This is a genomic window from Enterobacter sp. BIDMC92, from assembly GCF_001030225.1.
Taxonomy (GTDB): Bacteria; Pseudomonadota; Gammaproteobacteria; order Enterobacterales; family Enterobacteriaceae; genus Enterobacter; species Enterobacter sichuanensis.
Map to the genome: position 1 here is coordinate 125,642 of NZ_KQ087598.1, position 22,963 is coordinate 148,604.

General features: G+C 56.2%; 21 protein-coding genes. 10 read left to right on the forward strand and 11 right to left on the reverse strand.

The genetic code is table 11. The annotated features are described in order from the left end of the window. Window positions 1-165 precede the first annotated feature (165 nt). The 4 genes from SP99_RS00625 to SP99_RS00640 form a co-directional block, all read right to left on the reverse strand. Window positions 166-528, reverse strand: a complete 363-nt coding sequence (locus tag SP99_RS00625; RefSeq protein WP_008502724.1) for a YibL family ribosome-associated protein — start codon at window positions 526-528, stop codon at window positions 166-168. 58 nt (window positions 529-586) lie between these two features. Then, entirely contained in the window at window positions 587-1,177 is a 591-nt protein-coding gene (gene mtlR, locus SP99_RS00630) for a mannitol operon repressor MtlR (protein WP_025758418.1), read from the reverse strand. Further along, entirely contained in the window at window positions 1,174-2,337 is a 1,164-nt protein-coding gene (gene mtlD, locus SP99_RS00635; protein WP_082137930.1) for a mannitol-1-phosphate 5-dehydrogenase, read from the reverse strand. Before mtlD ends, mtlR begins: the two co-directional genes overlap by 4 nt. Before the next feature lie 84 nt (window positions 2,338-2,421). Next, complete coding sequence (locus SP99_RS00640) at window positions 2,422-4,329, reverse strand: PTS mannitol transporter subunit IICBA (protein ID WP_047957465.1); 1,908 nt, start codon at window positions 4,327-4,329, stop codon at window positions 2,422-2,424. Window positions 4,330-4,987: 658 nt separating this feature from the next. On the opposite strand from SP99_RS00640, the gene SP99_RS00645 reads away from it, so the two are divergent. The 6 genes from SP99_RS00645 to aldB all read left to right on the forward strand — a co-directional run bounded on the left by SP99_RS00645 (window position 4,988) and on the right by aldB (window position 12,140). Then, entirely contained in the window at window positions 4,988-5,344 is a 357-nt protein-coding gene (locus SP99_RS00645; protein ID WP_047957466.1) for a DUF3302 domain-containing protein, read from the forward strand. A 2-nt stretch (window positions 5,345-5,346) separates the two neighbouring features. Beyond that, a complete protein-coding gene (locus SP99_RS00650) occupies window positions 5,347-6,483 on the forward strand; it encodes an HlyD family secretion protein (RefSeq protein ID WP_025758413.1) in 1,137 nt (378 codons plus the stop codon). A gap of 90 nt (window positions 6,484-6,573) precedes the next feature. After that, complete coding sequence (locus SP99_RS00655; protein ID WP_047957467.1) at window positions 6,574-7,182, forward strand: glutathione S-transferase; 609 nt, start codon at window positions 6,574-6,576, stop codon at window positions 7,180-7,182. A 103-nt stretch (window positions 7,183-7,285) separates the two neighbouring features. Beyond that, window positions 7,286-8,671 carry an L-seryl-tRNA(Sec) selenium transferase gene (gene selA, locus SP99_RS00660; RefSeq protein ID WP_047957468.1) on the forward strand — a complete coding sequence of 462 codons (1,386 nt, stop codon included), beginning with the start codon at window positions 7,286-7,288 and terminating at the stop codon, window positions 8,669-8,671. Continuing rightward, window positions 8,668-10,515: a selenocysteine-specific translation elongation factor gene (gene selB, locus SP99_RS00665; RefSeq protein WP_047957469.1), complete on the forward strand. Its 1,848-nt coding sequence runs from the start codon at window positions 8,668-8,670 to the stop codon at window positions 10,513-10,515. Before selA ends, selB begins: the two co-directional genes overlap by 4 nt. An 86-nt stretch (window positions 10,516-10,601) precedes the next feature. Then, window positions 10,602-12,140: an aldehyde dehydrogenase AldB gene (gene aldB, locus SP99_RS00670; protein WP_047957470.1), complete on the forward strand. Its 1,539-nt coding sequence runs from the start codon at window positions 10,602-10,604 to the stop codon at window positions 12,138-12,140. On the opposite strand, the gene SP99_RS00675 is transcribed toward aldB, so the two are convergent. Further along, entirely contained in the window at window positions 12,137-13,099 is a 963-nt protein-coding gene (locus SP99_RS00675; protein ID WP_047957471.1) for a LysR family transcriptional regulator, read from the reverse strand. The two genes, aldB and SP99_RS00675, sit on opposite strands and share 4 nt — an antisense overlap. A 120-nt stretch (window positions 13,100-13,219) precedes the next feature. Here SP99_RS00675 and SP99_RS00680 point away from each other — a divergent pair, with 120 nt between their 5' ends. The 3 genes from SP99_RS00680 (at window position 13,220) to SP99_RS00690 (ending at window position 14,774) form a co-directional block, all read left to right on the forward strand. Continuing rightward, window positions 13,220-13,960, forward strand: coding sequence for a MipA/OmpV family protein (locus tag SP99_RS00680; RefSeq protein WP_047957472.1), 741 nt, complete (start codon window positions 13,220-13,222; stop codon window positions 13,958-13,960). A gap of 209 nt (window positions 13,961-14,169) precedes the next feature. Continuing rightward, the gene (locus SP99_RS00685; RefSeq protein WP_047957473.1) at window positions 14,170-14,355 is read left to right on the forward strand and encodes a type II toxin-antitoxin system HicA family toxin; all 186 of its coding nucleotides are present in this window, start codon (window positions 14,170-14,172) and stop codon (window positions 14,353-14,355) included. Between the two features lie 14 nt (window positions 14,356-14,369). Next, the gene (locus SP99_RS00690; protein ID WP_045286019.1) at window positions 14,370-14,774 is read left to right on the forward strand and encodes a type II toxin-antitoxin system HicB family antitoxin; all 405 of its coding nucleotides are present in this window, start codon (window positions 14,370-14,372) and stop codon (window positions 14,772-14,774) included. A 55-nt stretch (window positions 14,775-14,829) separates the two neighbouring features. Here SP99_RS00690 and SP99_RS00695 read toward each other — a convergent pair whose 3' ends face one another. Continuing rightward, a complete protein-coding gene (locus tag SP99_RS00695) occupies window positions 14,830-16,779 on the reverse strand; it encodes a glycoside hydrolase family 127 protein (protein WP_047957474.1) in 1,950 nt (649 codons plus the stop codon). A 10-nt stretch (window positions 16,780-16,789) separates the two neighbouring features. Continuing rightward, window positions 16,790-18,190 carry an MFS transporter gene (locus SP99_RS00700; protein ID WP_047957475.1) on the reverse strand — a complete coding sequence of 467 codons (1,401 nt, stop codon included), beginning with the start codon at window positions 18,188-18,190 and terminating at the stop codon, window positions 16,790-16,792. Between the two features lie 225 nt (window positions 18,191-18,415). Between SP99_RS00700 and SP99_RS00705 the strand changes: the two genes are divergently transcribed. Beyond that, window positions 18,416-19,234 (forward strand): helix-turn-helix domain-containing protein, encoded by an 819-nt coding sequence (locus SP99_RS00705; protein ID WP_047957476.1) that lies wholly within the window; start codon window positions 18,416-18,418, stop codon window positions 19,232-19,234. Here SP99_RS00705 and araD read toward each other — a convergent pair whose 3' ends face one another. Genes araD through SP99_RS00725 form a run of 4 tightly spaced genes read right to left on the reverse strand, consistent with a single transcriptional unit; the run spans window position 19,235 to window position 22,942 of the window. Beyond that, window positions 19,235-19,930 carry an L-ribulose-5-phosphate 4-epimerase gene (gene araD, locus SP99_RS00710; protein WP_047957477.1) on the reverse strand — a complete coding sequence of 232 codons (696 nt, stop codon included), beginning with the start codon at window positions 19,928-19,930 and terminating at the stop codon, window positions 19,235-19,237. Then, window positions 19,924-20,784 (reverse strand): L-ribulose-5-phosphate 3-epimerase, encoded by an 861-nt coding sequence (locus SP99_RS00715; RefSeq protein WP_047957478.1) that lies wholly within the window; start codon window positions 20,782-20,784, stop codon window positions 19,924-19,926. Before SP99_RS00715 ends, araD begins: the two co-directional genes overlap by 7 nt. Before the next feature lie 2 nt (window positions 20,785-20,786). Further along, window positions 20,787-21,440 carry a 3-keto-L-gulonate-6-phosphate decarboxylase UlaD gene (gene ulaD / locus SP99_RS00720; RefSeq protein ID WP_045286013.1) on the reverse strand — a complete coding sequence of 218 codons (654 nt, stop codon included), beginning with the start codon at window positions 21,438-21,440 and terminating at the stop codon, window positions 20,787-20,789. Continuing rightward, window positions 21,437-22,942 carry an FGGY-family carbohydrate kinase gene (locus tag SP99_RS00725; RefSeq protein ID WP_047957479.1) on the reverse strand — a complete coding sequence of 502 codons (1,506 nt, stop codon included), beginning with the start codon at window positions 22,940-22,942 and terminating at the stop codon, window positions 21,437-21,439. Before SP99_RS00725 ends, ulaD begins: the two co-directional genes overlap by 4 nt. Window positions 22,943-22,963: the final 21 nt, after the last annotated feature.

Sequence of the window (22,963 nt, forward strand, 5' to 3'; positions counted from 1 at the left end):
AATGACAATGAATGGTTAACCAGATGTTATGAGCTAGCAATGGTTTTGTGAGCGAAAATGATGGAATTGTGAACCGGGGGAGGATTGATTGCGCTATTGGTTGGACCAATTCACGCGAAGGGGAAAAGAGTAGGCCGGGTAAGCGCAGCGCCACCCGGCATGAAATCAAAATGCCGTCTTACAAAAACCCGTCATCTCTTTCAGGCCCATTTCGCGGCCAAGCTCGGTCATCGGGTGAACCACTACCAGACCACGGACGCTTTTCTTCAGCTTGCCCATGTCGGCCTGCTCTTTTTTGGTGATCGCGCGGCGGTGCGGCATGTTCATCAGCTTCTGCGCTTCTTTGCTCAGCTTCTGGCCTTTAACTTCACGCAAACGCTCGATCTCCGCTTCCAGCTTTGCGGTCTCTTTCTCAAGCTCGGCGTACTTCTCGGCGGAATCGACCAGCGAGAGACCAGCCATCTGGTGGCGGATCAGATCCAGGCGGTCGCTCAGGCGTTTAATTTCGTTCTTTTCGACTTCTTTCATGACAAATAACTCTGAAAACGGGGAATTTACAGGGAAGGATACACCAATGTGAGCAGGCTTACTTCTGAAACGCTTTTTTTAAGCTGATTCGGGAAATCAGCTCAGTCAGGGAGAGGACCATCGTGGAACGGACAACCTGTTGATAACGCAGCTTTTGCATCGCGTACAGCTCAGGGTCGCTGTTGTCAAAATGGGGGGCAGGGGGGAGCGCAGTGACGCAATGCAGCTCGCCAAAGGGGCCAAGGATCTCGTCATCGGTAAAGGTGTACTCATTACCGTCATGATTGAGCTCTTCGCGCAGCGCCATCAACAGCTCCGCATCTTCATACTCTTGTCGGTTCAGCACGCCAAGACCATAAATCAGCTTCAGACGCACGGATAAATCGCCCAGCGGTCCGTCTCCGTCCAGTAACGGTTCTACAGCATATTTTACCGCGTAGTCGTCTTTGCGGAACACCTGAAGCACCAGGATATTCACCGCCTCGGTTAATAGCTCGACGGCGGCAATCAGGAAACTTCGTACGGTTTTGCCAGCATTCAGACGCTCAAGCACACGATTTTCAAAGGCCTGGGTTTGTTCCATTATTGCCTGCATATCTGACAATCTGTAATCAGGGCGCAGGATGACCTGCGCCTCACTGTGCATCATTTGGTTGCGTTGTATGCGTTAACCGCCTCCACAACCACGTCGCTGTTGGCGTCCAGACCGGAAATCTGCGCCAGCGCAGCTTGCGCGCCTTTGTCGTCAATCAACTGAGCCAGCTCAATCGCCTGGGGATCCTGCTCGCTGCGATAGTGCATCGCGGCGGCAATCCCTTTCACCAGGTTGGCGTGCGGCAGGCCGTATTCCAGCGTACCCAGCAGCGGCTTAATCAGGCGATCGCCCGCGCTCAGTTTACGCAGCGGCTGGCGGCCTACGCGCTCAACGTCATCTTTCAGATACGGGTTTTCAAAACGACCGAGGATTTTCTGGATGTATGCTGCATGTTTGTCAGCATCAAAACCGTAGCGTTTGATCAGCACCGCGCCGCTCTCTTCCATTGCCCCTTTCACCACCGCACGGATCTTATCATCAAGGATCGCGTCGCGAATGGTCTGATGACCGGCCAATTTCCCGAGGTAGGCGGTTATAGCATGCCCGGTGTTCAGCGTGAAGAGTTTGCGTTCGACAAATGCCATCAGGTTATCGGTTAATTCCATTCCCGGAATGGTCGGCAGCGTGCCTTTAAACTGGGTTTTATCAACGATCCACTCGCTGAAGGTTTCCACGGTCACTTCCAGCGGATCGTTGGTCGCAGATTCTGACGGCGGGACGATACGGTCAACGGCGGAATCCACAAACCCGACGTGCGCTTCCACCCAGGCTTTGTCTTCCTCTGCTACGGCGTTGAGCACGTGGCCTTTGAGCTGCGTGGTGCCGCGCACCATGTTCTCGCAGGCAATGATGTTCAGCGGGGTGTCGATGCCCTGCGCTTTACGTTTTGCCAGGCCTTTTGCCACCGCAGGGGCGATACGCTCCAGTACCACCGGGCCCACCGCCGTGGTGACCAGGTCAACGCTGGCGATAAGGTCGATAACGTCGTCGCCGATACTGCTTACCGCGTTGACGCCAGTGACCGTTTCCACCTGCTCATTTTCACCCACCACATGTACCTGGTAGCTATGACGGTCATTCAGGGCATCCAGAACGACCTGATTTACATCGGCGAATGTCAGCGTAATGCCCGCGTCTGCCAGCAGTTTGCCGATAAAGCCACGACCGATATTACCTGCGCCAAAATGCAATGCTTTCATAGTGTTAACCTTAATCAATGTTTTTACCCGAGAGGGCTGGGGTGAGGAACGTTTTCCCCTCACCCTAGCCCTCTCCCCGGAGGGGAGAGGGAAGAGAACTTATTTGTTCAGCAGAGCCAGCACTTCTTCCACGCTGGTGGTATTGGCCAGACGCTCAATAACAGACTCATCATCCAGCGCGTTGGTCAGGCTGGTAATCACCTGGATGTGCTCGTTGTTGCGAGCGGCGATACCAATCACCAGACGGGCGATGTCGTCTTCTTCTTCACCGAAGCGCACGCCCTGCGGGTACTGACAGAATACGACGCCGGTTTTCAGAACGCGATCTTTCGCTTCCACCGTACCGTGCGGCACCGCGATGGATTCGCCCAGGTAGGTTGGCGTCAGTTTTTCACGTTCCAGCATCGCGTCTACGTATTCAGGCTGAACGTAGCCGCCTTTTACCAGCTGCTCACCGGCAAAGCGAATCGCTTCTTCTTTGGTTGCCGCAGTGCGACCGAGGAAGATGTTCTCCGCCCCCAGTTTGAACAGGTGGGTATTGCTCTCGTCAAAACTGTCCTGCAGGCTGGTGCGCACTTTCACTTCGTTATCTTCGTGACGCTGCGCGGCAACCAGACGCTCGGTCAGGCTGGTGTACAGGCCGCTGTCGAGGAAGTTGGTCAGCGAAATATGCTGAGCCTGCGGTACCTGGCGCATGGCGCGCTCGGTCAGGTCACGGTGCGTGATCACCAGGTCAACATCCGGTGGCAGGCTGTTAATGGCGCTGTTGGTCACGGAGATGTTGGTCAGACCCGCATCCTGCACTTTCTTACGCAGCACGCCTGCACCCATTGCGCTGGAACCCATACCGGCATCACAGGCCACGATGATTTTACGCACGTGGCTCAGGTCGTTAGAGACATCGCCTGCGGCCAGTGGGGTCGCGCCTTTGGATTCGGCTTTCATGTCGTGCATACGACGGGTTGCTGCTTCGATGTCATCATCTTCTTTCACTTTGCTGGTTTTCAGCAGAATAGAAGAGACCACGAAGGAGACCGCCATGGCGGCAAAGATGGCCGCGATGTTTGCGAAGTAAGCCCCTTTTGGCGTCATTGCCAGCACCGCCAGGATAGAGCCCGGAGAGGCCGGAGACACCAGGCCACCGCCCAGCACGCTCAGGGTGAACACGCCGGTCATACCGCCGAGGATAACGGCCAGGATCAGACGTGGGTTCATCAGTACGTACGGGAAGTAAATTTCGTGGATACCGCCCAGGAAGTGGATGATAGCCGCACCGCCAGCAGACTGCTTCGCGCTGCCGCGACCAAAGATGATGTACGCCAGCAGCACACCCATACCCGGGCCCGGGTTGGCTTCAATCAGGAAGAAGATGGACTTGCCGAGGTCATGCGACTGCTGAATACCCAGCGGCGAGAAGATACCGTGGTTAATGGCGTTGTTGAGGAACAGGATTTTCGCCGGTTCAACAAAGATAGACGCCAGCGGCAGCATCTCGTGCGCCACCATGAAGTTAACGCCAGCCGCCAGAATTTTAGACAGGACTTCAACTGCCGGGCCAATGCCGAGGAACGCCAGAATCGCGAGGATCATCCCGATGATGCCCGCAGAGAAGTTGTTCACCAGCATTTCGAAGCCGGATTTGATCTTACCATCAACCCAGACGTCGAATTTCTTAATCGCCCAGCCGCCCAGAGGGCCGGCAATCATCGCCCCGAGGAACATCGGCATATCCGCGCCGACGATAACCCCCATCGTGGTGATGGCACCCACGACGCCACCACGGTCACCGCCCACCAGACGACCACCGGTGAAACCGATGAGCAGTGGCAGCAGGTAAGTAATCATTGGGCCAACAAGTTTCGCCAGCGTTTCGTTAGGCAACCACCCTGTCGGAATAAACAATGCAGTGATGATACCCCACGCGATAAACGCGCCGATATTTGGCATCACCATGTTGCTGAGGAAACGACCAAAGCTTTGAACTTTGATCTTGAAATCGGATGACATAAAACACCCCTTCTTTTGATTACGCTTAGGCTTGTGGCCCGAGGTTTATTGTTAATGTGCGGCGGCAGAGGTAGCCGGGCCCTGTTCTGATGCTGTGAAATCTGGCACTGAATCGTTCAACTGTCCAGACAGTGAAAATTTATGTGATTTGTGTCACGTAAATGTAGGGGGTGTGGTCAGTAATTGGGTGATCTGAATCACAAAAGAAGTGGACAAAAAAAATACGATGGTGAGAATTAACGCAAAAACTAGCACTTTTCGTGATATGCATCACATTTTGATTTGGCGTGTTTGTTTCTGGATTGTGATTGATTTCACAAAATATTTTTATGCAGATTTCTCCGGCTGCGATCGCCAGCAAACTCTGCTTTGCGATTCGGTGCCATGCTGAAACAGCACGACACGTAAAGCTAAAAAACCACTTTTGATGTGTGGTATGGCGAAAAGTTAAAAGGTGGATTACGCTCATATTGTAAGGTTAAGTCTATTATTATTCAGGATATATTTTGACACGCTTATAAACTTGCATGGAGATATTATAAAAACCCATACTCCCCGGCTCTGAAATAGTGAGCAATAACCCTTTTTTATAAAAAATAATTAGGTTGCGTACTGTTTTATTAATTTAATGAGTTGACGTTGTTTAAGTGAGGAGAATATGTTTCTCAACTATTTTGCGCTGGGCGTATTGATTTTTGTATTTCTGGTTCTTTTTTATGGAATCATCGCCATTCATGACATCCCTTATAATATGGCCAAAAAGCGTAACCATCCGCATGCCGATGCTATTCACACGGCAGGGTGGATTAGTCTGTTTACGCTTCATGCCATCTGGCCGTTCCTGTGGATTTGGGCCACCCTGTACCGCGAAGATCGCGGCTGGGGTATGCAAAACCACATCACCAGGGCTGATGAGGTCCCGGACATGGATGCGCTAGCCAAACGCGTGGCGGAACTCGAACAAAAGCTGGCCGCAGTAGAGCCTACTGCTGATAAGAACACGCTGGAGCGCTAATCATGGATCTGTTGATTATTTTGACCTACGTGGCATTTGCCTGGGCCATTTTTAAAATATTCCGTATTCCGGTAAACCAGTGGACGCTTGCCACCGCCACATTAGGTGGGGTGTTTATTGTTGCCGGACTTATTCTGCTCATGAACTATAACCACCCATATACGTTTACGGCGCAAAAAGCGGTTATTTCCATTCCGATTACGCCGCAGGTGACCGGCGTGGTTAGCGAAGTGACCGATAAAAATAACCAGCTAATTAAAAAAGGCGAAGTGTTATTTAAGCTGGATCCAGGCCGTTATCAGGCGCGGGTCGACAGACTGCAGGCTGACCTGGTGACCGCGACGCACAACATCGATAATCTGAAAGCGCAGCTGGCGGAAGCTGTCGCCAATACCACGCGCGTTTCCGCTGAGCGCGATCGCCTGTACAAAGATTATCAGCGCTACCTGAAAGGCAGCCAGGCGAAGGTGAATCCGTTCTCTGAAAGCGATATCGACAATGCGCGGCAGAACTATCTGGCGCAGGATGCACTGGTAAAAGGCTCCGTTGCTGAACAGGTGCAGATCCAAAGCCAGTTAGACAGCATGGTGAACGGCGAGCAGTCGCAGATTGCCTCCTTACGCGCCCAGCTTGCCGAAGCGAAATACAATCTGGATCAGACCGTGGTGCGTGCGCCGAGCAATGGCTATATCACCCAGGTGCTGATCCGTCCGGGGACCTATGCCGCCGCGCTGCCTCTGCGTCCGGTGATGGTCTTTATTCCTGAACAGAAACGTCAGATCGTGGCCCAGTTCCGCCAGAACTCGCTGCTGCGTCTGAAGCCGGGTGATGAAGCGGAAGTGGTGTTTAACGCCCTGCCGGGCCAGGTGTTCTCCGGTAAGCTCACCAGTATTCTGCCGGTGGTGCCGGGAGGAACCTATCAGGCGCAGGGCGCACTGCAGTCGCTGACGGTGGTGCCGGGCACGGATGGCGTACAGGCGCTGATTGAGCTGGAACCCAACGCCGAAGTCGATGCCCTGCCGGACGGTATCTATGCCCAGGTGGCAGTCTATTCGGACCACTTCGCCCACGTTTCTGTCATGCGTAAAGTGCTGCTGCGTATGACCAGCTGGATGCACTACCTCTACCTCGATCACTAATCCCTCCCGGGCAGGAATGCGACACGCAGACCTGCCCTTTTTTCATCGCTTGATCCATACTGACTTTTTTCCGGCATCAAGGATCAGGCAATGAAACTCATCGGTAGCTACACCAGTCCCTTCGTGCGAAAAATCTCGATTCTCCTGCTGGAGAAGGGGATTGAATTTGAATTCGTCAATGAGCAGCCCTACAACGCCGAAAACGGCGTCGCGCAGTACAATCCGCTGGGGAAAGTCCCCGCGCTGGTGACGGACGAGGGTGAATACTGGTTCGATTCCCCGATTATTGCCGAGTACATCGAACTGCTGGGCGTTGCGCCGGCCATGCTGCCTGCTGACCCAAAAGCGGCGCTGGCGGTGAAGCAAATTGAAGCCCTGGCCGACGGCATTATGGATGCGGCGCTTACCTCCGTGCGTGAACAGGCGAGGCCTGCTGCCCAGCAGTCAGAAAACGAACTGCTGCGCCAGCGGGAAAAAATCAGCCGCAGCCTGGACCGGTGCGAACAGCTTATCCAGGAGGGCAAGATCCACATCGACAGCCTGAACCTGGGGACCATCGCCATCGCCTGCGCCATCGGTTACCTCAACTTCCGCCGCGTCTCCCCTGGCTGGTGCGTCGACCGTCCGTTGCTGGTGAAACTCGCAGAATCGCTTTTTAGCCGCGAGAGCTTTGCCCGTACCGAACCGCCAAAGGCTTGACGCGGGTTATAACACTTCGCCACGGGAGGCGGTACAATCGCTCCACATGTTAACTCCCTCTCCCGTCGGGAGGGGGGAAGATATTCACTCGCCAGGCGCTTTCATGACTACTCATCATTCGCTGTACAGCCAAATCCCCGCGACCGATCGTCTTCTTCGCAACCCCCGCATTCATGCCGCTGTTGAACGTTTCGGCCATACCGCGACGGTTGAGATGTTACGTCTGCTTCAGGACGAAGCCCGAGGTGCGATTCAGGCAGAAAACGCCTTGCCCGTCTGGTGTAGTGCGTGGGAGCAGGAAGTTGAACAGCGGCTGGAGGCGAAGGCGCAAAGCGCGTTGCGCCCGGTGATTAACCTGACGGGAACCGTGCTGCATACCAATCTGGGGCGCGCGCAGCAGGCGGAAGAGGCGGTGGACGCCGTGATGCAGGCCATGCGAGCGCCTGTGACCCTGGAGTACGATCTGGACGGCGCCGGGCGCGGGCATCGCGATCGCGCGCTGGCGGAGTTGCTGTGCCAGCTGACCGGCGCGGAAGATGCCTGCATTGTGAACAACAACGCCGCGGCGGTGCTGCTGATGCTGGCGGCCACCGCCAGCGGCAAAGAGGTGGTGGTGTCCCGCGGTGAGCTGGTGGAGATTGGCGGCGCGTTTCGCATCCCGGACGTGATGCGCCAGGCGGGCTGTACGCTGCATGAAGTGGGTACCACCAACCGCACCCATGCGAAAGATTATCGCGCGGCGGTAAATGAAAATACCGCCCTGCTGATGAAGGTCCACACCAGCAATTACCATATTGAAGGCTTTACCAAAGCTGTTGACGAGGCCGGGCTGGTGGCGATAGGGCACGAGCTGAATATACCGGTGATTGCCGATCTCGGCAGCGGCTCGCTGGTCGACCTGAGCCAGTACGGCCTGCCAAAAGAACCGATGCCGCAGGAGATGATTGCGGCGGGCGTAAGCCTGGTCAGCTTCTCCGGCGACAAACTGCTGGGCGGGCCGCAGGCCGGGATTATCGTGGGTAAACGCGAGCTGATTGCGAAGCTGCAGCAGCACCCGCTCAAGCGCGCCCTGCGTGCCGATAAAATGACCCTTGCCGCGCTGGACGCGACGCTGCGACTCTATCTCCATCCTGAGAAGCTGGCTGACCGCCTGCCGACGCTGCGTCTGTTAACCCGGGATGCCGCCTCGATTCGCGCCCAGGCCGAGTTACTGCTGCCGCGCGTCGCGCCGCACTACCCCGATTTTGACGTTCGCGTTGAGCCTTGCCAGTCGCAGATTGGCAGCGGTTCGTTGCCGGTGGACAGGCTGCCGAGTGAAGCGCTGACGTTCACCCCACGCGACGGGCGCGGCAGCCACCTTGAGGCCCTGTCGTCGCGCTGGCGTAATTTGTCGACGCCGGTGATCGGGCGGATTTACGATGGCCGGATGTGGCTGGATCTGCGCTGCCTTGAAGATGAAGAGCGATTTCTGGAGATGTTGTTGAAATGATTATTGCCACCGCCGGTCACGTTGACCACGGAAAAACCACGTTACTGCAGGCGATCACCGGCGTAAACGCCGACCGCCTGCCGGAAGAGAAAAAGCGCGGCATGACCATCGATCTGGGGTATGCCTACTGGCCCCAGCCTGATGGTCGCGTGCTGGGTTTTATTGATGTGCCGGGGCATGAAAAGTTTCTGTCTAACATGCTGGCGGGTGTGGGCGGCATCGATCATGCCCTGCTGGTGGTGGCCTGTGATGATGGCGTCATGGCGCAAACCCGCGAGCATCTGGCGATCCTGCAGCTGACCGGCAATCCGCAGCTGACCGTAGCGCTGACTAAAGCCGATCGCGTGGATGACGCACGCGTCAGCGAGGTGCGCGAAGCGGTGCAGGCGACCTTACGGGATTATGGCTTTGCCGATGCAGCGCTTTTTGTCACCGTGGCGACCGAAGGGCGAGGTATCGACGAACTTCGCCACCACTTGCAGCACCTTTCATCACGTGACCACGCCAGCCATCACCGTTTCCGTCTGGCGATTGACCGGGCGTTTAGCGTGAAGGGAGCGGGTCTGGTGGTCACCGGGACGGCGCTCAGCGGCGAAGTGAAAGTAGGCGATACCTTATGGCTGACGGGCGTGAATAAACCGATGCGCGTGCGCGGCCTGCATGCTCAAAACCAGCCCACAGAGCAGGCTCACGCCGGGCAGCGGATCGCGCTGAACATTGCCGGGGATGCGGAAAAAGAGCAGCTTAACCGCGGCGACTGGCTGCTGGCCGATGCCCCGCCGGAACCGTCTGAACGCGTCATTGTCTCCCTGCAGACGCATGCGCCGCTGACCCAATGGCAGCCGCTGCATATTCACCACGCGGCCAGCCATATTACCGGGCGCGTGTCGCTGCTGGAAAACGACCTTGCTGAACTGGTGTTCGATTCGCCGCTGTGGCTGGCGGACAACGATCGTCTGGTACTGCGTGATATTTCCGCGCGTGAAACGCTGGCCGGGGCGCGGGTGGTGATGCTTAACCCACCGCGACGCGGCAAGCGTAAACCTGAATATCTGCAATGGCTGGCCGCGCTGGCGCAGGCCAGAGATGATGACGCCGCGCTGCGGGTGCATCTTGAGCGTGGGGCGGTAAGTCTTAAGGATTTCGCATGGGCACGCCAGTTGAGCGGGGAAGGCTTACGAGAGCTGACACAAGAGTCGGGCTTTATACAGGCGGGTAACCGCCTGCTCAATGCCCCGGTTGCCGCACGCTGGCAGCGCAAGATACTGACTACGCTCGCAACTTACCATGAACAGCATCAGGATGAGCCTGGCCCGGGTCGGGAACGTCTGCGGCGCATGGCGCTGCCAATGGAAGACGATGCGCTGGTGCTGCTGCTGATTGAAAACATGCGCGAAAGCGGGGCGATCAAAAGCCACCACGGCTGGCTGCACCTGCCGGATCACAAGGCCGGGTTTAGTGCAGAGCAAGAGGCAATATGGCAGAAAGTGGCCCCGCTTTTTGGCGACGAACCGTGGTGGGTTCGCGATCTGGCTCGTGAAACAAACGCCGACGAGCAGGTGATGCGCCAGGTGTTACGCCATGCCGCGCAGCAGGGGCTGATAGTCGCGATCGTAAAAGATCGTTATTACCGTAACGATCGTATTGTTGCGTTTGCGAACCTGATCCGCGAGCGGGATCAGGCGCGGGGCTCCACCTGCGCAGCCGATTTCCGCGACCAGCTGAACGTGGGCCGCAAGCTGGCGATTCAGATCCTGGAGTATTTCAACCGCATCGGCTTCACCCGCCGTCGCGGTAACGATCATGTCCTGCGGGATTCACTGCTCTTTCCAGAAACACCGTGACCCCTGTCGTAAACACCGTTACCGGCTGGCGATAAAATCACCAGCCGGTACTACCCTTGTTGTACACCCACAGCAAGGAGACGGTCATGACAAACAATCCTCCCTCATCGCGTATCCAGCCCGGCGAGTATGGTTTTCCCCTTAAGCTGAAGCCCCGTTACGACAACTTTATTGGCGGCGACTGGGTCGCTCCCGTCGACGGTGAATACTATTCCAACCTGACCCCTGTTACCGGCCAGCCGCTGTGTGAGATTGCCAGCTCCGGCAAGCGTGATATCGATCTGGCGCTGGATGCGGCGCACAAAGCGAAAGATAAATGGGCCCATACCTCCGTGCAGGACAGGGCAGCCCTGTTGTTCAAAATTGCCGACCGGATGGAGCAAAACCTTGAGCTGCTGGCGACGGCAGAAACCTGGGATAACGGCAAGCCGATCCGGGAAACCATGGCGGCAGACGTGCCGCTGGCGATTGACCACTTCCGCTATTTCGCCTCGTGTATTCGTGCTCAGGAGGGTGGGATCAGCGAGGTAGACAGTGACACCGTGGCGTATCACTTCCACGAACCGCTGGGCGTCGTCGGGCAAATTATTCCGTGGAACTTCCCGCTGCTGATGGCGAGCTGGAAAATGGCGCCGGCGCTGGCGGCCGGAAACTGTATTGTGCTTAAACCGGCCCGTCTGACGCCGCTCTCGGTTCTTCTGCTGATGGAAATCGTTGGCGATCTTCTGCCGCCGGGCGTGATTAACGTGGTGAACGGCGCAGGCGGTGAGATAGGCGAATATCTGGCTACTTCAAAACGTATCGCTAAAGTGGCGTTTACTGGCTCGACGGAAGTGGGTCAGCAGATCATGCAGTACGCCACGCAGAACATCATTCCGGTGACGCTGGAGCTGGGGGGCAAATCCCCGAATATCTTCTTCGCGGACGTGATGGAAGAAGAGGATGCCTTCTTCGATAAAGCCCTGGAAGGATTTGCGCTGTTTGCCTTTAACCAGGGCGAAGTCTGTACCTGCCCAAGCCGCGCGCTGGTGCAGGAGTCCATCTATGAGCGCTTTATGGAGCGGGCCATTCGCCGCGTCGAGTCTATCCGCAGCGGTAATCCGCTCGATAACGTCACCCAGATGGGCGCGCAGGTCTCGCACGGACAGCTGGAGACTATCCTCAACTACATTGATATCGGCAAGAAAGAAGGAGCGGATATTCTGACCGGCGGTCGCCGTAAAGTGCTGGGTGGGGATCTGCAGGAGGGGTACTACCTTGAGCCGACGATCCTGTTCGGCCAGAACAACATGCGCGTTTTCCAGGAGGAAATTTTCGGACCGGTGCTGGCCGTGACCACCTTCAAAACGATGGAGGAGGCGCTGGAGATTGCCAACGACACGCCATATGGCCTGGGGGCAGGCGTCTGGAGCCGCAGCGGTAATCTGGCCTATAAAATGGGCCGGGGCATACAGGCCGGGCGTGTATGGACTAACTGCTACCACGCCTATCCGGCGCACGCGGCGTTTGGGGGTTATAAGCAGTCGGGCATAGGGCGTGAAACCCACAAGATGATGCTGGAGCATTATCAGCAGACGAAATGTCTGCTGGTCAGCTACTCTGATAAACCGCTGGGGCTGTTCTAATCACCCAGTTCAGGCCGTCCATGGGCGGCCTGAGCAATTTGCTGGCGCAGGCAGTTCAGAACGCCGTCCAGAACGTATTGCACACGCCAGGGCTGGTATTCGCGTTTACGGAAGATGGCGGTCAGATCGAGCCACCACTCCTCCTGGTGCGGAAAGCAGGGGACCAGCATGCCTTTGGTTAATTCTTTTTTCAGACTCTCTTTTGGCGCAAACACAATTCCCAGATTATTTCTTGCCAGCTCCAGGGCCGTTTGCGTATTGTCACAAATATAATTACCGGTTACCCGGTAATCATGTACGTGATCGCTGCCGTGGACGCGGAAACGCCAGATGTTTGCATCATCGACCAGCATGGAATCAATGAGAATACAGGAGTGATTAATTAAATCTTCAGGTCCCTTCAAGGGGTGTTTATTTAAATATTCAACGGTTGCGAATGCCGTTACGGAATATTTTGTTAGCACGCTGGCAACCAGACTTTCGTCTTTCGGCTGCGCATAAGTAATTAAAATATCGCAGTCATCCGGAAAGGAAACTCCTTCTGAAAATTCATTCCGGTCCAGATTATAGGTTTTCAGGGAGATGCGGATGTCACCGATGTTCTCTATCTGATGGATCACGTGTCGCGCGAGATAGGTCACGATGCCCGTTGGGGCGTAAATCGTCACTTTGCCACGCTTTTCATGCTTATAATCAGCAATGAAATTAACAAGTTGACTGTTCTTATCCAGCGTGGCATTCACGTACGGGAGTAACGCCTCGCCAAACTGGGTGAGGGCGAGCTGACGGGTGGTGCGCTCGAAAACCTTCAGCCCAACCCGCGTTTCAAAATCAGACAGATATTTACTGACGTTGGCCTGCGCCATACCCAGCAGGGCGGCGGCATCACCAATGCTGTGGGTTGCGGCGATGACGGATATGATTTTTAATTCGCGTGGTTTTAGCTGTAATTTACTCATCCTGCGCACCCATCTATATGATTTTATATATAATATTATATAAACCGCAGCGTTGCATTGGCAAATTTGTAACCATTATTATGCGCCTCGCTTGTTTGGCATATAAATGGATTACATGTAATGACTATTAAATACAATTTACTCATCGCGGCCACGTTATTTGCAACAACTTCTGCAATGGCCGGTGACTTTTCACTTGGCGCGGGGGCTGTATTTAATGAGTCTCCTTACAAAGGATATAATGAAAATACCACCGCGGTTCCGTTAATTAGCTATGAAGGCGACAGATTCTATGTTCGCCAGACCACGGGCGGATGGATCCTGTGGAAAGACGCAAAAAATGAATTCAGCCTGACCGCATCGTGGATGCCGCTGCATTTTGATCCAGAAGATAACGACGACCATCAGATGAAAAAACTTGATGAGCGTAAAGCGTCTGCCTTCCTCGGTGGCGCCTACTACCGCCACGAAAGCTGGGGGTCTCTGAAAGTGGCCGTTGCTGGCGATGCGATGGATGAAAGCGGTGGCGTGGTGGGCGAGGTCTCGTACTTCCGTCCAGTCAGGATGGAACGCCTGACTTTGACGCCCTCTGTCGGTGTTTTCTACAGCGACGAAAGCTACAACGACTACTACTACGGCGTATCCGGCAGCGAGTCTCGTCGCTCAGGTCTGGATGAATACACCGCCGGTGATAGCTGGACGCCATACGTTGGCCTGGCGGCAAAATATCAGTTAACCGAGAAGCTGTTCCTTAACGCCAGCGCGGTCTATACCGTATTACCTGACGACGTGAAGAACAGCCCGATGATCGACCGCGACGATAGCTTCGCGCTGATGACCGGCCTGACCTGGCGTTTCTGATGTGATAAAGCCGGGTGGCGGCTTCGCCTTACCCGGCCTACGATAGGCCCTGCATTTTTTCTGCAATACAGCGTATCCCCCTTTTCTTTTCTCGATGCATCTTCCCGTTCCGGCAACCTACGACTGCACTGTTGTTCCCGATGCGCTAATGTGATGCGATCCGATAGTGATGGTGTGTATTATGTGTATAATCATGGAAGGATTAGGATGTGAAAAGTGCGGATGTCATTACTGTTCTGATCAGGCATGGCTGGAAATGTGTGAGAACGAAAGGAAGCCATCATCAGTTTCGTCACCCCGTGAAGAAAGGGCTGGTGACTGTCCCACATCCTAAAAAGGATATTAAACCGGGCACCCTCGCGCAGATTTGGCGGCAGGCGGGCATTCAACACTGATATCAGGAGTAGTTATGTTTTATCCGGCTTACATTCATTCTGACTCAGACGGAAGCGCCAGCGGTTTTTTCCCTGACGTTCCGGGCTGTTTTTTTGCAGGTGATTCCCTGGATGATGCATTTCAGGATGCACGTGATGCACTCACCGCCCACTTCGAAGCACTGTTTGAAGTGGATGAAGTCCTGCCTCTTCCGGGTAATGTGGAAGCGCATCTGGAAAGTCGTCCAGAGGATTTCATTGGGGGGCAATGGCTTTTGGTGGATATTAATATGAAGCAGTTCGACGGCAGAGCCGAGCGTATCAACATCACGATGCCTCGACGTTTGCTGGTAAAGATCGACTCCTTTGTAAGTGAGCACCCTCAGTTCGGCAATCGAAGCGCATTTCTGGCTGAGGCAGCACGTCGCGTGCTGCCTTAACGTTCTCCCTCTCCCGTGGGAGAGGGTTGGGGTGAGGGCAACAGGCCGCAGATCATCAGCCTTCATCCACCCAAATCCGCATTTCCCCTTCTCCCCGGTTAGCCCAGCTAAACCAGGGAATAAAGGTCAGCGTCTGGGGCTGACGTTGTACCGGCGAGCAGTCGTACTGCCACAGCGCATCCGTGTCCTTCACGTGACACCCCATCCCCTCAGCCTGAATCAGCATCTTATGCGCGAATATCCCTTTTCCCGCAAAGACCCGAAATTCGCTGTCAGCAGGCAGGGAGAGGTTATGTAGGTTCGCTCCGTTATCGGCCTCTTCCAGGCAGTAGACCAGCGGGCCGCGCTGCAGGGCGACCTTACCCGCCTGCTGGCGTACCTGCGGGTTTCCATACACGCGGCGAACCGGCATCGGTAGCGTCAGCGTGACAGCATCCCCCTCTTGCCAGGTACGGGTCAGGTAGAGGTAACCCCGGGAGATTTCACCCGCAACGGTTTCACCGTTCAGCGATACGGCAGGCTCCGCGCACCAGTCCGGGAGCCGCAGGGCCAGGGTATGCCTCACCGGCGCAGGCGAGACGATCTCGATATTTACCTCTTCCTGCCACGGATAATTGCCGCTAATCCGCAGTTGCAGCGTCTCGTCGCCCACCGGTATGGCGACCTCGTTGCCCACGTAGAGGTTAATAAAAAGCGCATCCGGGCGAACGGTATAGATGTAATGCCCCAGCGACGTCAGCACGCGAGCGATATTCGGCGGGCAACAGGCACAGCCGAACCAGCGCTGACGAACGGGTTTCACGTGATCGTAGATATGGTTGAATGCCAGGGTTTGCGGATGGACCTCCAGCGGGTTCACATAGAAGAAGTGTTTACCGTCCAGCGCCATGCCCCCAAGCACTGTGTTGTATAACGCCCGCTCCATCACGTCGGCGTAGTGACTGTCGGCCTCCATCTCCAGCATCCGACGGGCAAACATCATCAGGCCGATGGAGGCGCAACTTTCGGCATAGACCGTATCATTGGGCAAATCATAATCGCTGCTGAAGGCTTCACCGCTGCTTTGCGAGCCTATCCCGCCAGTTATGTACAGCTGGCGCTGCGCCATGTTGTTCCACAGTCTCAGACAGTCCTGCCGCTTGCCCTCGTCATGGCTCAGACGAGCCAGATGCGCCATACCCGCCATCAGGTAGACAAAGCGCACCGCGTGGCCAGTGGCCGTTTGCTGTTCAGCAAGTGGCTGATGCGCCTGGCTATAGGCTTTGTCCTTGACCATCCATGCCGGACCGTAGGTGTTCCAGTATGACGTTCTTCCACGCTTCTCATATTCGATATCGTAGAAGTGAGGCTGCACGCCGCGTTGTTCAATAAAATATTTCACCAGCGTGAGATAGCGTGGCTCTTGCGTAACGTCGTAAAGCCGCATCAGCGCCAGCTCGATTTCCGGGTGACCCGGATAACCGTGGAGCTGGTTGTCACCAGGGCCAAACACGCTGTCGATGTGGTCCGCCAGACGGCATACCACCTCCAGCAGACGGCGTTTACTGGTGCCCTGAAAATACGCCACGCCGGCTTCAATCATATGTCCTGCGCAGTAAAGTTCGTGGCATTCAGCCAGGTTGGTCCAGCGCTCGCTGGGGGCTTTTACCGTAAAATAGGTATTGAGATAGCCATCTTCACACTGCGCTGCCGCGATCAGTTCAATGACCTCGTCGGCGGTTTTTTCCAGTTCAGCATCCGGTTTCTGGCACAGCGACCACGCTACGGCTTCCAGCCATTTCGCCACGTCGCTGTCCTGAAAGACCATGCCGTAGAACTCCCCCTGCTCGAGGCCTGCCGCGATGCGGAAGTTGGTGATGGCGTGGCTGGGTTCGGCGTCCTGCACGCGATCGTTCAGCGCATCCCACTGGTAGGGGATCACCACATCACGCACCAGCCGCTGATACTGGCCAAGAAACGGGTCGTTGATTTTCAGGTTGTGCAGATTGGCTTCCATTACGGACATAGCGTTCTCCTCAGGACGATACATGACGCTGGCGCAGATCGGTGGCAATGCGCGACATCATCGGGTTGTTGAGCCTGCACCAGCGAACAGAGACAGCCAGCAGCAGGTGGAATAGGGCAGGGAGTAACGTCTCCATGGCGGTGATGCCCTGCAGTGAAGCGGGAGTCTGGTTGCCCGTGCCAGGCTGGTAGGCCACGGCGATAAACACCAGACTGATGATCCCGGCGCTGGATGCCCACGCCAGCTTGATGAAAAACAGGTTAAAGGCGAAGTTCATGCCCGACGAGCGCACGCCCGTTTTCCACTCGCCGTAGTCGTCGGCAAAGGCCATCAGCGAGAAGTGCAGCGGCAGGGTAAAACCGAGAATGACGCCGTTGCTCAGAATGACGATAAGCCACAGGGTCTGGTGGGCCGGGCCGCCGGGCAGGAACCACATGCCCACCGCGAGCGCGGCCAGCACCAGGTTGGTGTAGTAGTAGAGTTTGACAGTATCAACGCGGCGAGAGAGAGGGTTGACGATCACCGCGCCCAGAATGGCCGCGAAGGTCACCATGGTGAAAAACAGCGAGGTATAGGCGGTGCTGCCCTGCAGCACGTAGGTGATGAAGTACATGTAACCGCCGCCGCGGATGTTGAACACATTGATCAGCAAAAACGACATCACCAGCATCAGCAGCAGCTGGTCATTTTTACGCAGACCGGACAGGTGTTCGCGCAGGGTGAATTTGCCCATCAGCGCCAGCGGAACGCGCTCACGCACCCAGAAGAAACAGCAGAGAAACATCACCACCGCGATGGCGCACAGTACGCCAACCCCCAGCTGATAGCCCCGTGCGGCATTCCCCTGGCCCAACTCCGCAACCAGCCAAGGCAGACCCACGGAGACCAGAAAACCTGCCACGCCGCACAGCACAAAGCGCCATGACTGGCAGGAGATCACCTCGTTGTGACGAGTCGTCATGGTGTTGATCAGCGCGCAGTAGGGGACGTTGATGGCGGTATAGCCAACGGACAACAGCAGGTATGTGCCGAACGCCCAGGCGATTTTCACGCCCATACTGGCTTCCGGCACGGTGAAGGTCAGCACGCCAATAATTCCGATGGGAAATGCCACCCACAGCTGCCAGGGACGAAAGCGTCCCCAGCGGCTCTGAGTGCGGTCGGCAATGATGCCCATCACCGGGTCGGAAATGGCATCAAAGACGCGCAGGGCGATAAACAGCGTACCGACAAGTGCCGGGGTGAGGCCAAAAACGTCGGTGTAGAAAAAGGTCAGAAAATTCATGATCAGGCAGGTCATCACCGTTCCGCCCGCATCGCCCAGGCCGTAGCCAATTTTCTCGCGAACGGACAAACGGCTATCGGTTGCCCCTTGTGTCACGTCTGATTCTGTAATCGGTGTGGAAGTCATGAGATAACTCCTCGGGAATCGAATTTATTATCGTATTTGTGCAAGGTACGCATTTATTCTGCACCGAACAGACAGGCCAACAAGGGAAGGGAAAAGTATAAAAAGATGACGATTCCGACCTGATGATAAAAATGTGATTTTGATCGGGCCGTTATTCGATTATTTATTAATAATCAAAGCGTAAGTCGAATATTAACGGCAATAAAAGCGGAATGGTGAATATCCATGCTCGAATTATCCATAGCGCTTCCGATTAAAGTCCAGAATGGCGGGCTGTTTATTTCCCGGGGCGTGGGGCGTCACCCTGCCAGGAAGTTAACCTCGTGGGAAATAATATTTGTTGAAAAAGGGACATTAACGATCCAGGAGGAACACCAAATCTTTGAGGTGAAGGCGGGAGAAAGTTTGCTTCTCTGGCCGGGCCGTCGACACGTGGGCGTGGAGGATTTCCCGGCGGACCTGCGCTTTTACTGGCTCCACTTTGAGGTTGAAAAGCAACATATCACCTTGCCAGAAGCCACCCCTCTGGCAATAGAACAACATTGCCGCGTAAGGGATGCGCAATATGTCATTGCGCTATTTCGGCAATTCCTCAGCGAGCAGGAGAAATTACAGCGCAGCGTGGCGCTGGAGATGATTTTATTATTGATTCTACAGCAGGTGTCGATCTCGTCGGGATATGAAGACAACGCCGATGAGGCCGGGGCGGCAATGGCGTGGAAGGCGAAGCAGCTTATTCGCACGCAGTTTCATTTGCCACTTTCCACATCACAGCTGGCAAAAGCGTTGCACTGTAATGCTGATTATCTCGGACGCGTGTTTCGCCGGACTTTCCATTTAACCCTGACGGAAGCAATACATCGCCAGCGCGTCAGGGCGGCAGAAAAATTGTTGCTGGATGGCACCGCCTCGCTCACCGAAGTGGCCACCCGCTGCGGTTTTAATGACGTAGGCTATTTCCGGCAGATATTTTCAAAGCACACCGGGTTAACCCCCGCCGTCTGGAAACGGCGGTACTGTAAAGAGCATATTAATTCCGGATGATCACTGGCCGTAATAGGCATGTGCCCCGTGCTTACGCAGATAATGTTTGTCGAGCAGTTCCTGCTGCATAACCGGAAGCTGGGGGGCAAGCTGGCGCGAGAACAGACCCATGTAGGCGCACTCTTCCAGCACGACGGCATTGTGTACCGCATCGGCGGAATCTTTACCCCAGGCGAACGGGCCGTGAGAGTGCACCAGAACCGCCGGGATCTGCACTGGGCTGAGATCGCGCTCCTCGAAGGTTTTGATGATCACTTCCCCCGTCTGGTATTCGTATTCCCCTGCAATCTCGGCCGGGGTCATCTTCCGCGTGCAGGGGATTGTCCCGTAGAAATAGTCGGCGTGCGTGGTGCCCCATGCCGGTAAATCCTGTCCCGCCTGCGACCAGATGGTGGCGTGGCGAGAGTGGGTATGCACGATGCCGCCGATCTCCGGGAAACGACGGTACAGCGCAAGATGCGTTGGGGTGTCTGACGAGGGTTTTTTGCGGCCTTCGACCACCTCACCGGTGGCGATATTCACCACCACCATATCTTCTGCGGTCATCACGTCATACTCCACGCCGGAGGGCTTGATCACCATCAGGCCGCTTGCGCGATCCACTGCGCTGACGTTGCCCCAGGTGAAGGTCACCAGATGGTGGGCGGGAAGCGCCAGGTTTGCCGCCAGTACCTCGGCTTTGAGTTGTTCTAACATGTCATGCCTCCTTCCTGCATGCGGGCTTCAATCCAGCGGCGCGCCTGGATGATCTCCAGCACCGGCTCTTTTGCTTTTTCAGTCCACATTTCAATCAGAAACGCACCGCGATAGTTCAACTGATTGAGTGTGCTAAATATCCCTACGAAATCGACGCAGCCCTCGCCAAACGGCACATCGCGGAACTGTCCCGGACTTTGCTCGGTGACGGGCTGGGTATCTTTCAGGTGAATTGCAGCGATGCGATCGATACCCAGCGTCAATTCGGCAGCCACATCGTTGCCCCACGCGCTGAGGTTGCCGACATCCGGATAAACGCTGAACCACGGCGAGGCGAGCATCTCATCCCACTTTTTCCATTTGCTGATGGAGTTCATAAACGCCGTGTCCATGATCTCCACCGCCAGCATCACCTGGGCGGCCGCGGCCTGCTCTACAGCCCACGCCAGCCCTTCAGCAAAGCGCTGTTGCGTGCCCTCGTCGTGCGCTTCGTAGTAGACGTCATAACCCGCAAGCTGGATGGTGCGAATGCCGAGATCGCGGGCCAGCCTGATGGCTTTGGTCATGATTTCACGGGCGCGTTCACGCACGGTTTCATCCCGGCTACCAAACGGGAAGCGGCGGTGGGCCGACAGGCACATGGAGGGGACCGCCACCCCGGTTTCCAGCATCGCTTCAACCAGCGATGCGCGCTGTGTGGTGCTCCACTCGAGTCGCGACAGGCGTTCGTCAGTTTCATCAACCGACATCTCAACAAAGTCGAACCCGCAGCTTTTCGCCAGCACAAGGCGCTCCGGCCAGGTGAGGGATTTCGGCAGCGCTTTTTCGTAAATACCTAACGGATGCTGACGCATGGTTACGCTCCCCAGATGTCGCGGATTTGTGAATGGAACGCGTGCGCCACCTGCGATGGATTGGCCGCGCCTGCCAGCGCGCGTCCGGCAATGAAGGCTTTCACGTTGATCTGCTTAAACAGCGGCAGGTCGGCGGGGGTGATGCCGCCGGTGATCGAGATCTGCAAACCGATGTCGGAGAGGGCTTTCATTCTGGCGAGATCCGCCTCGCCCCACTGCTGTCCGCTGGCCTGGGCGTCGCGACCCCGGTGATAAATGGCCTGCTTCACGCCGATGCGCTGCCAGGCGCGCGCGTCGTCCAGCGTCCAGTGGCCAAAGAGTTCCATCTGGATTTCTCCCCCGCAACGCAGTGCTACTTCGTGGCCTCTTTCAACGGTCGCCAGCGGTGCGGCGCAGATAATGGTCATCCAGTTCGCGCCTGCGCCAAACGCCTGTTCCGCCAGCGTTTCTCCGGCATCGGCCACTTTCCAGTCCGCCACGACGATCTTATCCGGGCACTGCGCGCGCAGGGCGCGTACGGCGTTCAGCCCTTCGGTCAGGCACAAAAGGGTGCCCGCTTCGACAATATCAACGTGATCTGCAAGCGTCGCGACATCGCGCTGCGCGGCCTGCAGAGAGGTGTGGTCGAGCGCCAGCTGCAATAATGGTCGGCTCATAGGTCGTACTCCTTAACGCGGGCGTGGTAGCCCTGTAGTGCTGAAATCAGTAGCCGGTAGCGCTGATACTTGCGCTGATAGGCTGCATGGGCGTGCATGTCAGGTTCAATGACCCGAATGTCGTGTCGAAGGGCGCGTTGCGCCGCGTGAAAATCGGGATATACGCCAGTGCCAACCAGGGCTGCCAGCGCCGCGCCGGAACAACCGGTCTCCTCAACCTGCGGCAGTTCAATTGCCAGGCCGCTGACGTCTGCAAGCATTTGCATCCACACGTCCGAATGGGTGGGTCCACCCGTCACGCGCAGGGCGTGAACGTGGGTAAAGCGTTCGAGCATACGGTTGAGGTGGGTCATGTGGCTAAATACCACGCCCTCGTAAACCGCCTGGAGCAGATGCGCGCGGGTGTGTAGCGCCTGCATGCCGTAGAAACCGCTGGTCATCTCCAGCCCGGCGTTGCTGCCATAAAGGAACGGCAGGAAGAACAGATCGCTTTCGGCTTTCGGCTGGCTGGCGACGGCAAGGTTGATCTCATCGAATGACATGTCGCCCCACTGCGTGGTTAGCCACTCAAGGTTGCCGGACGAGGTAGGGCTGGCTTCGTGCACGATGTATTGCTGCGGATGCACGTAGCGTCCATAGACGTACGGGAAGGGTTCGTTGTCGCGAAGCGCACTGGCGATCCCGCTGGTGACGGCCCAGGTGCCCATCACGGCGTTCAGCGTATGTTCGTCATGCAGTCCGGCGCAGATCGCGGTGGAAACCACATCAAACAGTCCACCCACGACAGGCGTGCCCGCCGCGAGACCGGTAAGTGCGGCTGCCTGAGAGGTTATTTCCCCGCAAATTTCTGCTGAACCGACAATCGGCGGCAGTGCGCCGTCAATCTCGCTGATGCCAAGCCAGCGCGTAAGCTGTGGGTCGTACTGACCGGTATTCATGTTATAGAGGTTGGACTCGGAGATGTTGCTCTCTTCGCAGCCTTTTACGCCGGTGAGGCACCAGCGCAGATAGTCGTGCGCCATCATCACGCAGCCGATTTGCTGATACCGCTGCGGTTCGTGCTCTTTGATCCAGCGCAGCAGGGAGACCGGATGCCCGGTCCACAGCGTCTGGCGCGTATGCGGATAGAGTTTTTCGGGAATACTGTCCTGCTGCCAGCGCTGCACAATGTCCAGGGCCCGGCGGTCAGAGGAGAGGATGGCGTTACCCAGCGGCTGGTCCTGTTTATCGAGTAAAAACAGTCCCTTGCCCTGTGCGGAAATACCGACACCCTTGATCTGTTTTCCGTTTACCCCTGAATGTTTGAGCAGCAAGGCAATGGTCGCGTGGCAGTGCTGCCACAGCTGATGCATATCCCGCTCGGCGTAGCCTGCTCGCGGGCTGAGCGTGGCAACGGAGCGGCGTTCGATACTGACTTCTTTGCCCTGGCTGTTGTATAAACCGGCTTTCAGATAAGTACCGCCACAATCGATACCCAGCCAGAAGGGCTCTTTTTCACTCATCTTGATCTCGCTTATTCGCCG

Coding starts and splice junctions, on each gene's coding strand:
- SP99_RS00625 (WP_008502724.1), bottom strand. CDS start 528: ATGAAAGAAGTCGAAAAGAACGAAATTAAACGCCTGAGCGACCGCCTG.
- mtlR (WP_025758418.1), bottom strand. CDS start 1,177: ATGATGCACAGTGAGGCGCAGGTCATCCTGCGCCCTGATTACAGATTG.
- SP99_RS00640 (WP_047957465.1), bottom strand. CDS start 4,329: ATGTCATCCGATTTCAAGATCAAAGTTCAAAGCTTTGGTCGTTTCCTC.
- SP99_RS00645 (WP_047957466.1), top strand. CDS start 4,988: ATGTTTCTCAACTATTTTGCGCTGGGCGTATTGATTTTTGTATTTCTG.
- SP99_RS00650 (WP_025758413.1), top strand. CDS start 5,347: ATGGATCTGTTGATTATTTTGACCTACGTGGCATTTGCCTGGGCCATT.
- SP99_RS00655 (WP_047957467.1), top strand. CDS start 6,574: ATGAAACTCATCGGTAGCTACACCAGTCCCTTCGTGCGAAAAATCTCG.
- selA (WP_047957468.1), top strand. CDS start 7,286: ATGACTACTCATCATTCGCTGTACAGCCAAATCCCCGCGACCGATCGT.
- selB (WP_047957469.1), top strand. CDS start 8,668: ATGATTATTGCCACCGCCGGTCACGTTGACCACGGAAAAACCACGTTA.
- aldB (WP_047957470.1), top strand. CDS start 10,602: ATGACAAACAATCCTCCCTCATCGCGTATCCAGCCCGGCGAGTATGGT.
- SP99_RS00675 (WP_047957471.1), bottom strand. CDS start 13,099: ATGAGTAAATTACAGCTAAAACCACGCGAATTAAAAATCATATCCGTC.
- SP99_RS00680 (WP_047957472.1), top strand. CDS start 13,220: ATGACTATTAAATACAATTTACTCATCGCGGCCACGTTATTTGCAACA.
- SP99_RS00690 (WP_045286019.1), top strand. CDS start 14,370: ATGTTTTATCCGGCTTACATTCATTCTGACTCAGACGGAAGCGCCAGC.
- SP99_RS00695 (WP_047957474.1), bottom strand. CDS start 16,779: ATGTCCGTAATGGAAGCCAATCTGCACAACCTGAAAATCAACGACCCG.
- SP99_RS00700 (WP_047957475.1), bottom strand. CDS start 18,190: ATGACTTCCACACCGATTACAGAATCAGACGTGACACAAGGGGCAACC.
- SP99_RS00705 (WP_047957476.1), top strand. CDS start 18,416: ATGCTCGAATTATCCATAGCGCTTCCGATTAAAGTCCAGAATGGCGGG.
- araD (WP_047957477.1), bottom strand. CDS start 19,930: ATGTTAGAACAACTCAAAGCCGAGGTACTGGCGGCAAACCTGGCGCTT.
- SP99_RS00715 (WP_047957478.1), bottom strand. CDS start 20,784: ATGCGTCAGCATCCGTTAGGTATTTACGAAAAAGCGCTGCCGAAATCC.
- ulaD (WP_045286013.1), bottom strand. CDS start 21,440: ATGAGCCGACCATTATTGCAGCTGGCGCTCGACCACACCTCTCTGCAG.
- SP99_RS00725 (WP_047957479.1), bottom strand. CDS start 22,942: ATGAGTGAAAAAGAGCCCTTCTGGCTGGGTATCGATTGTGGCGGTACT.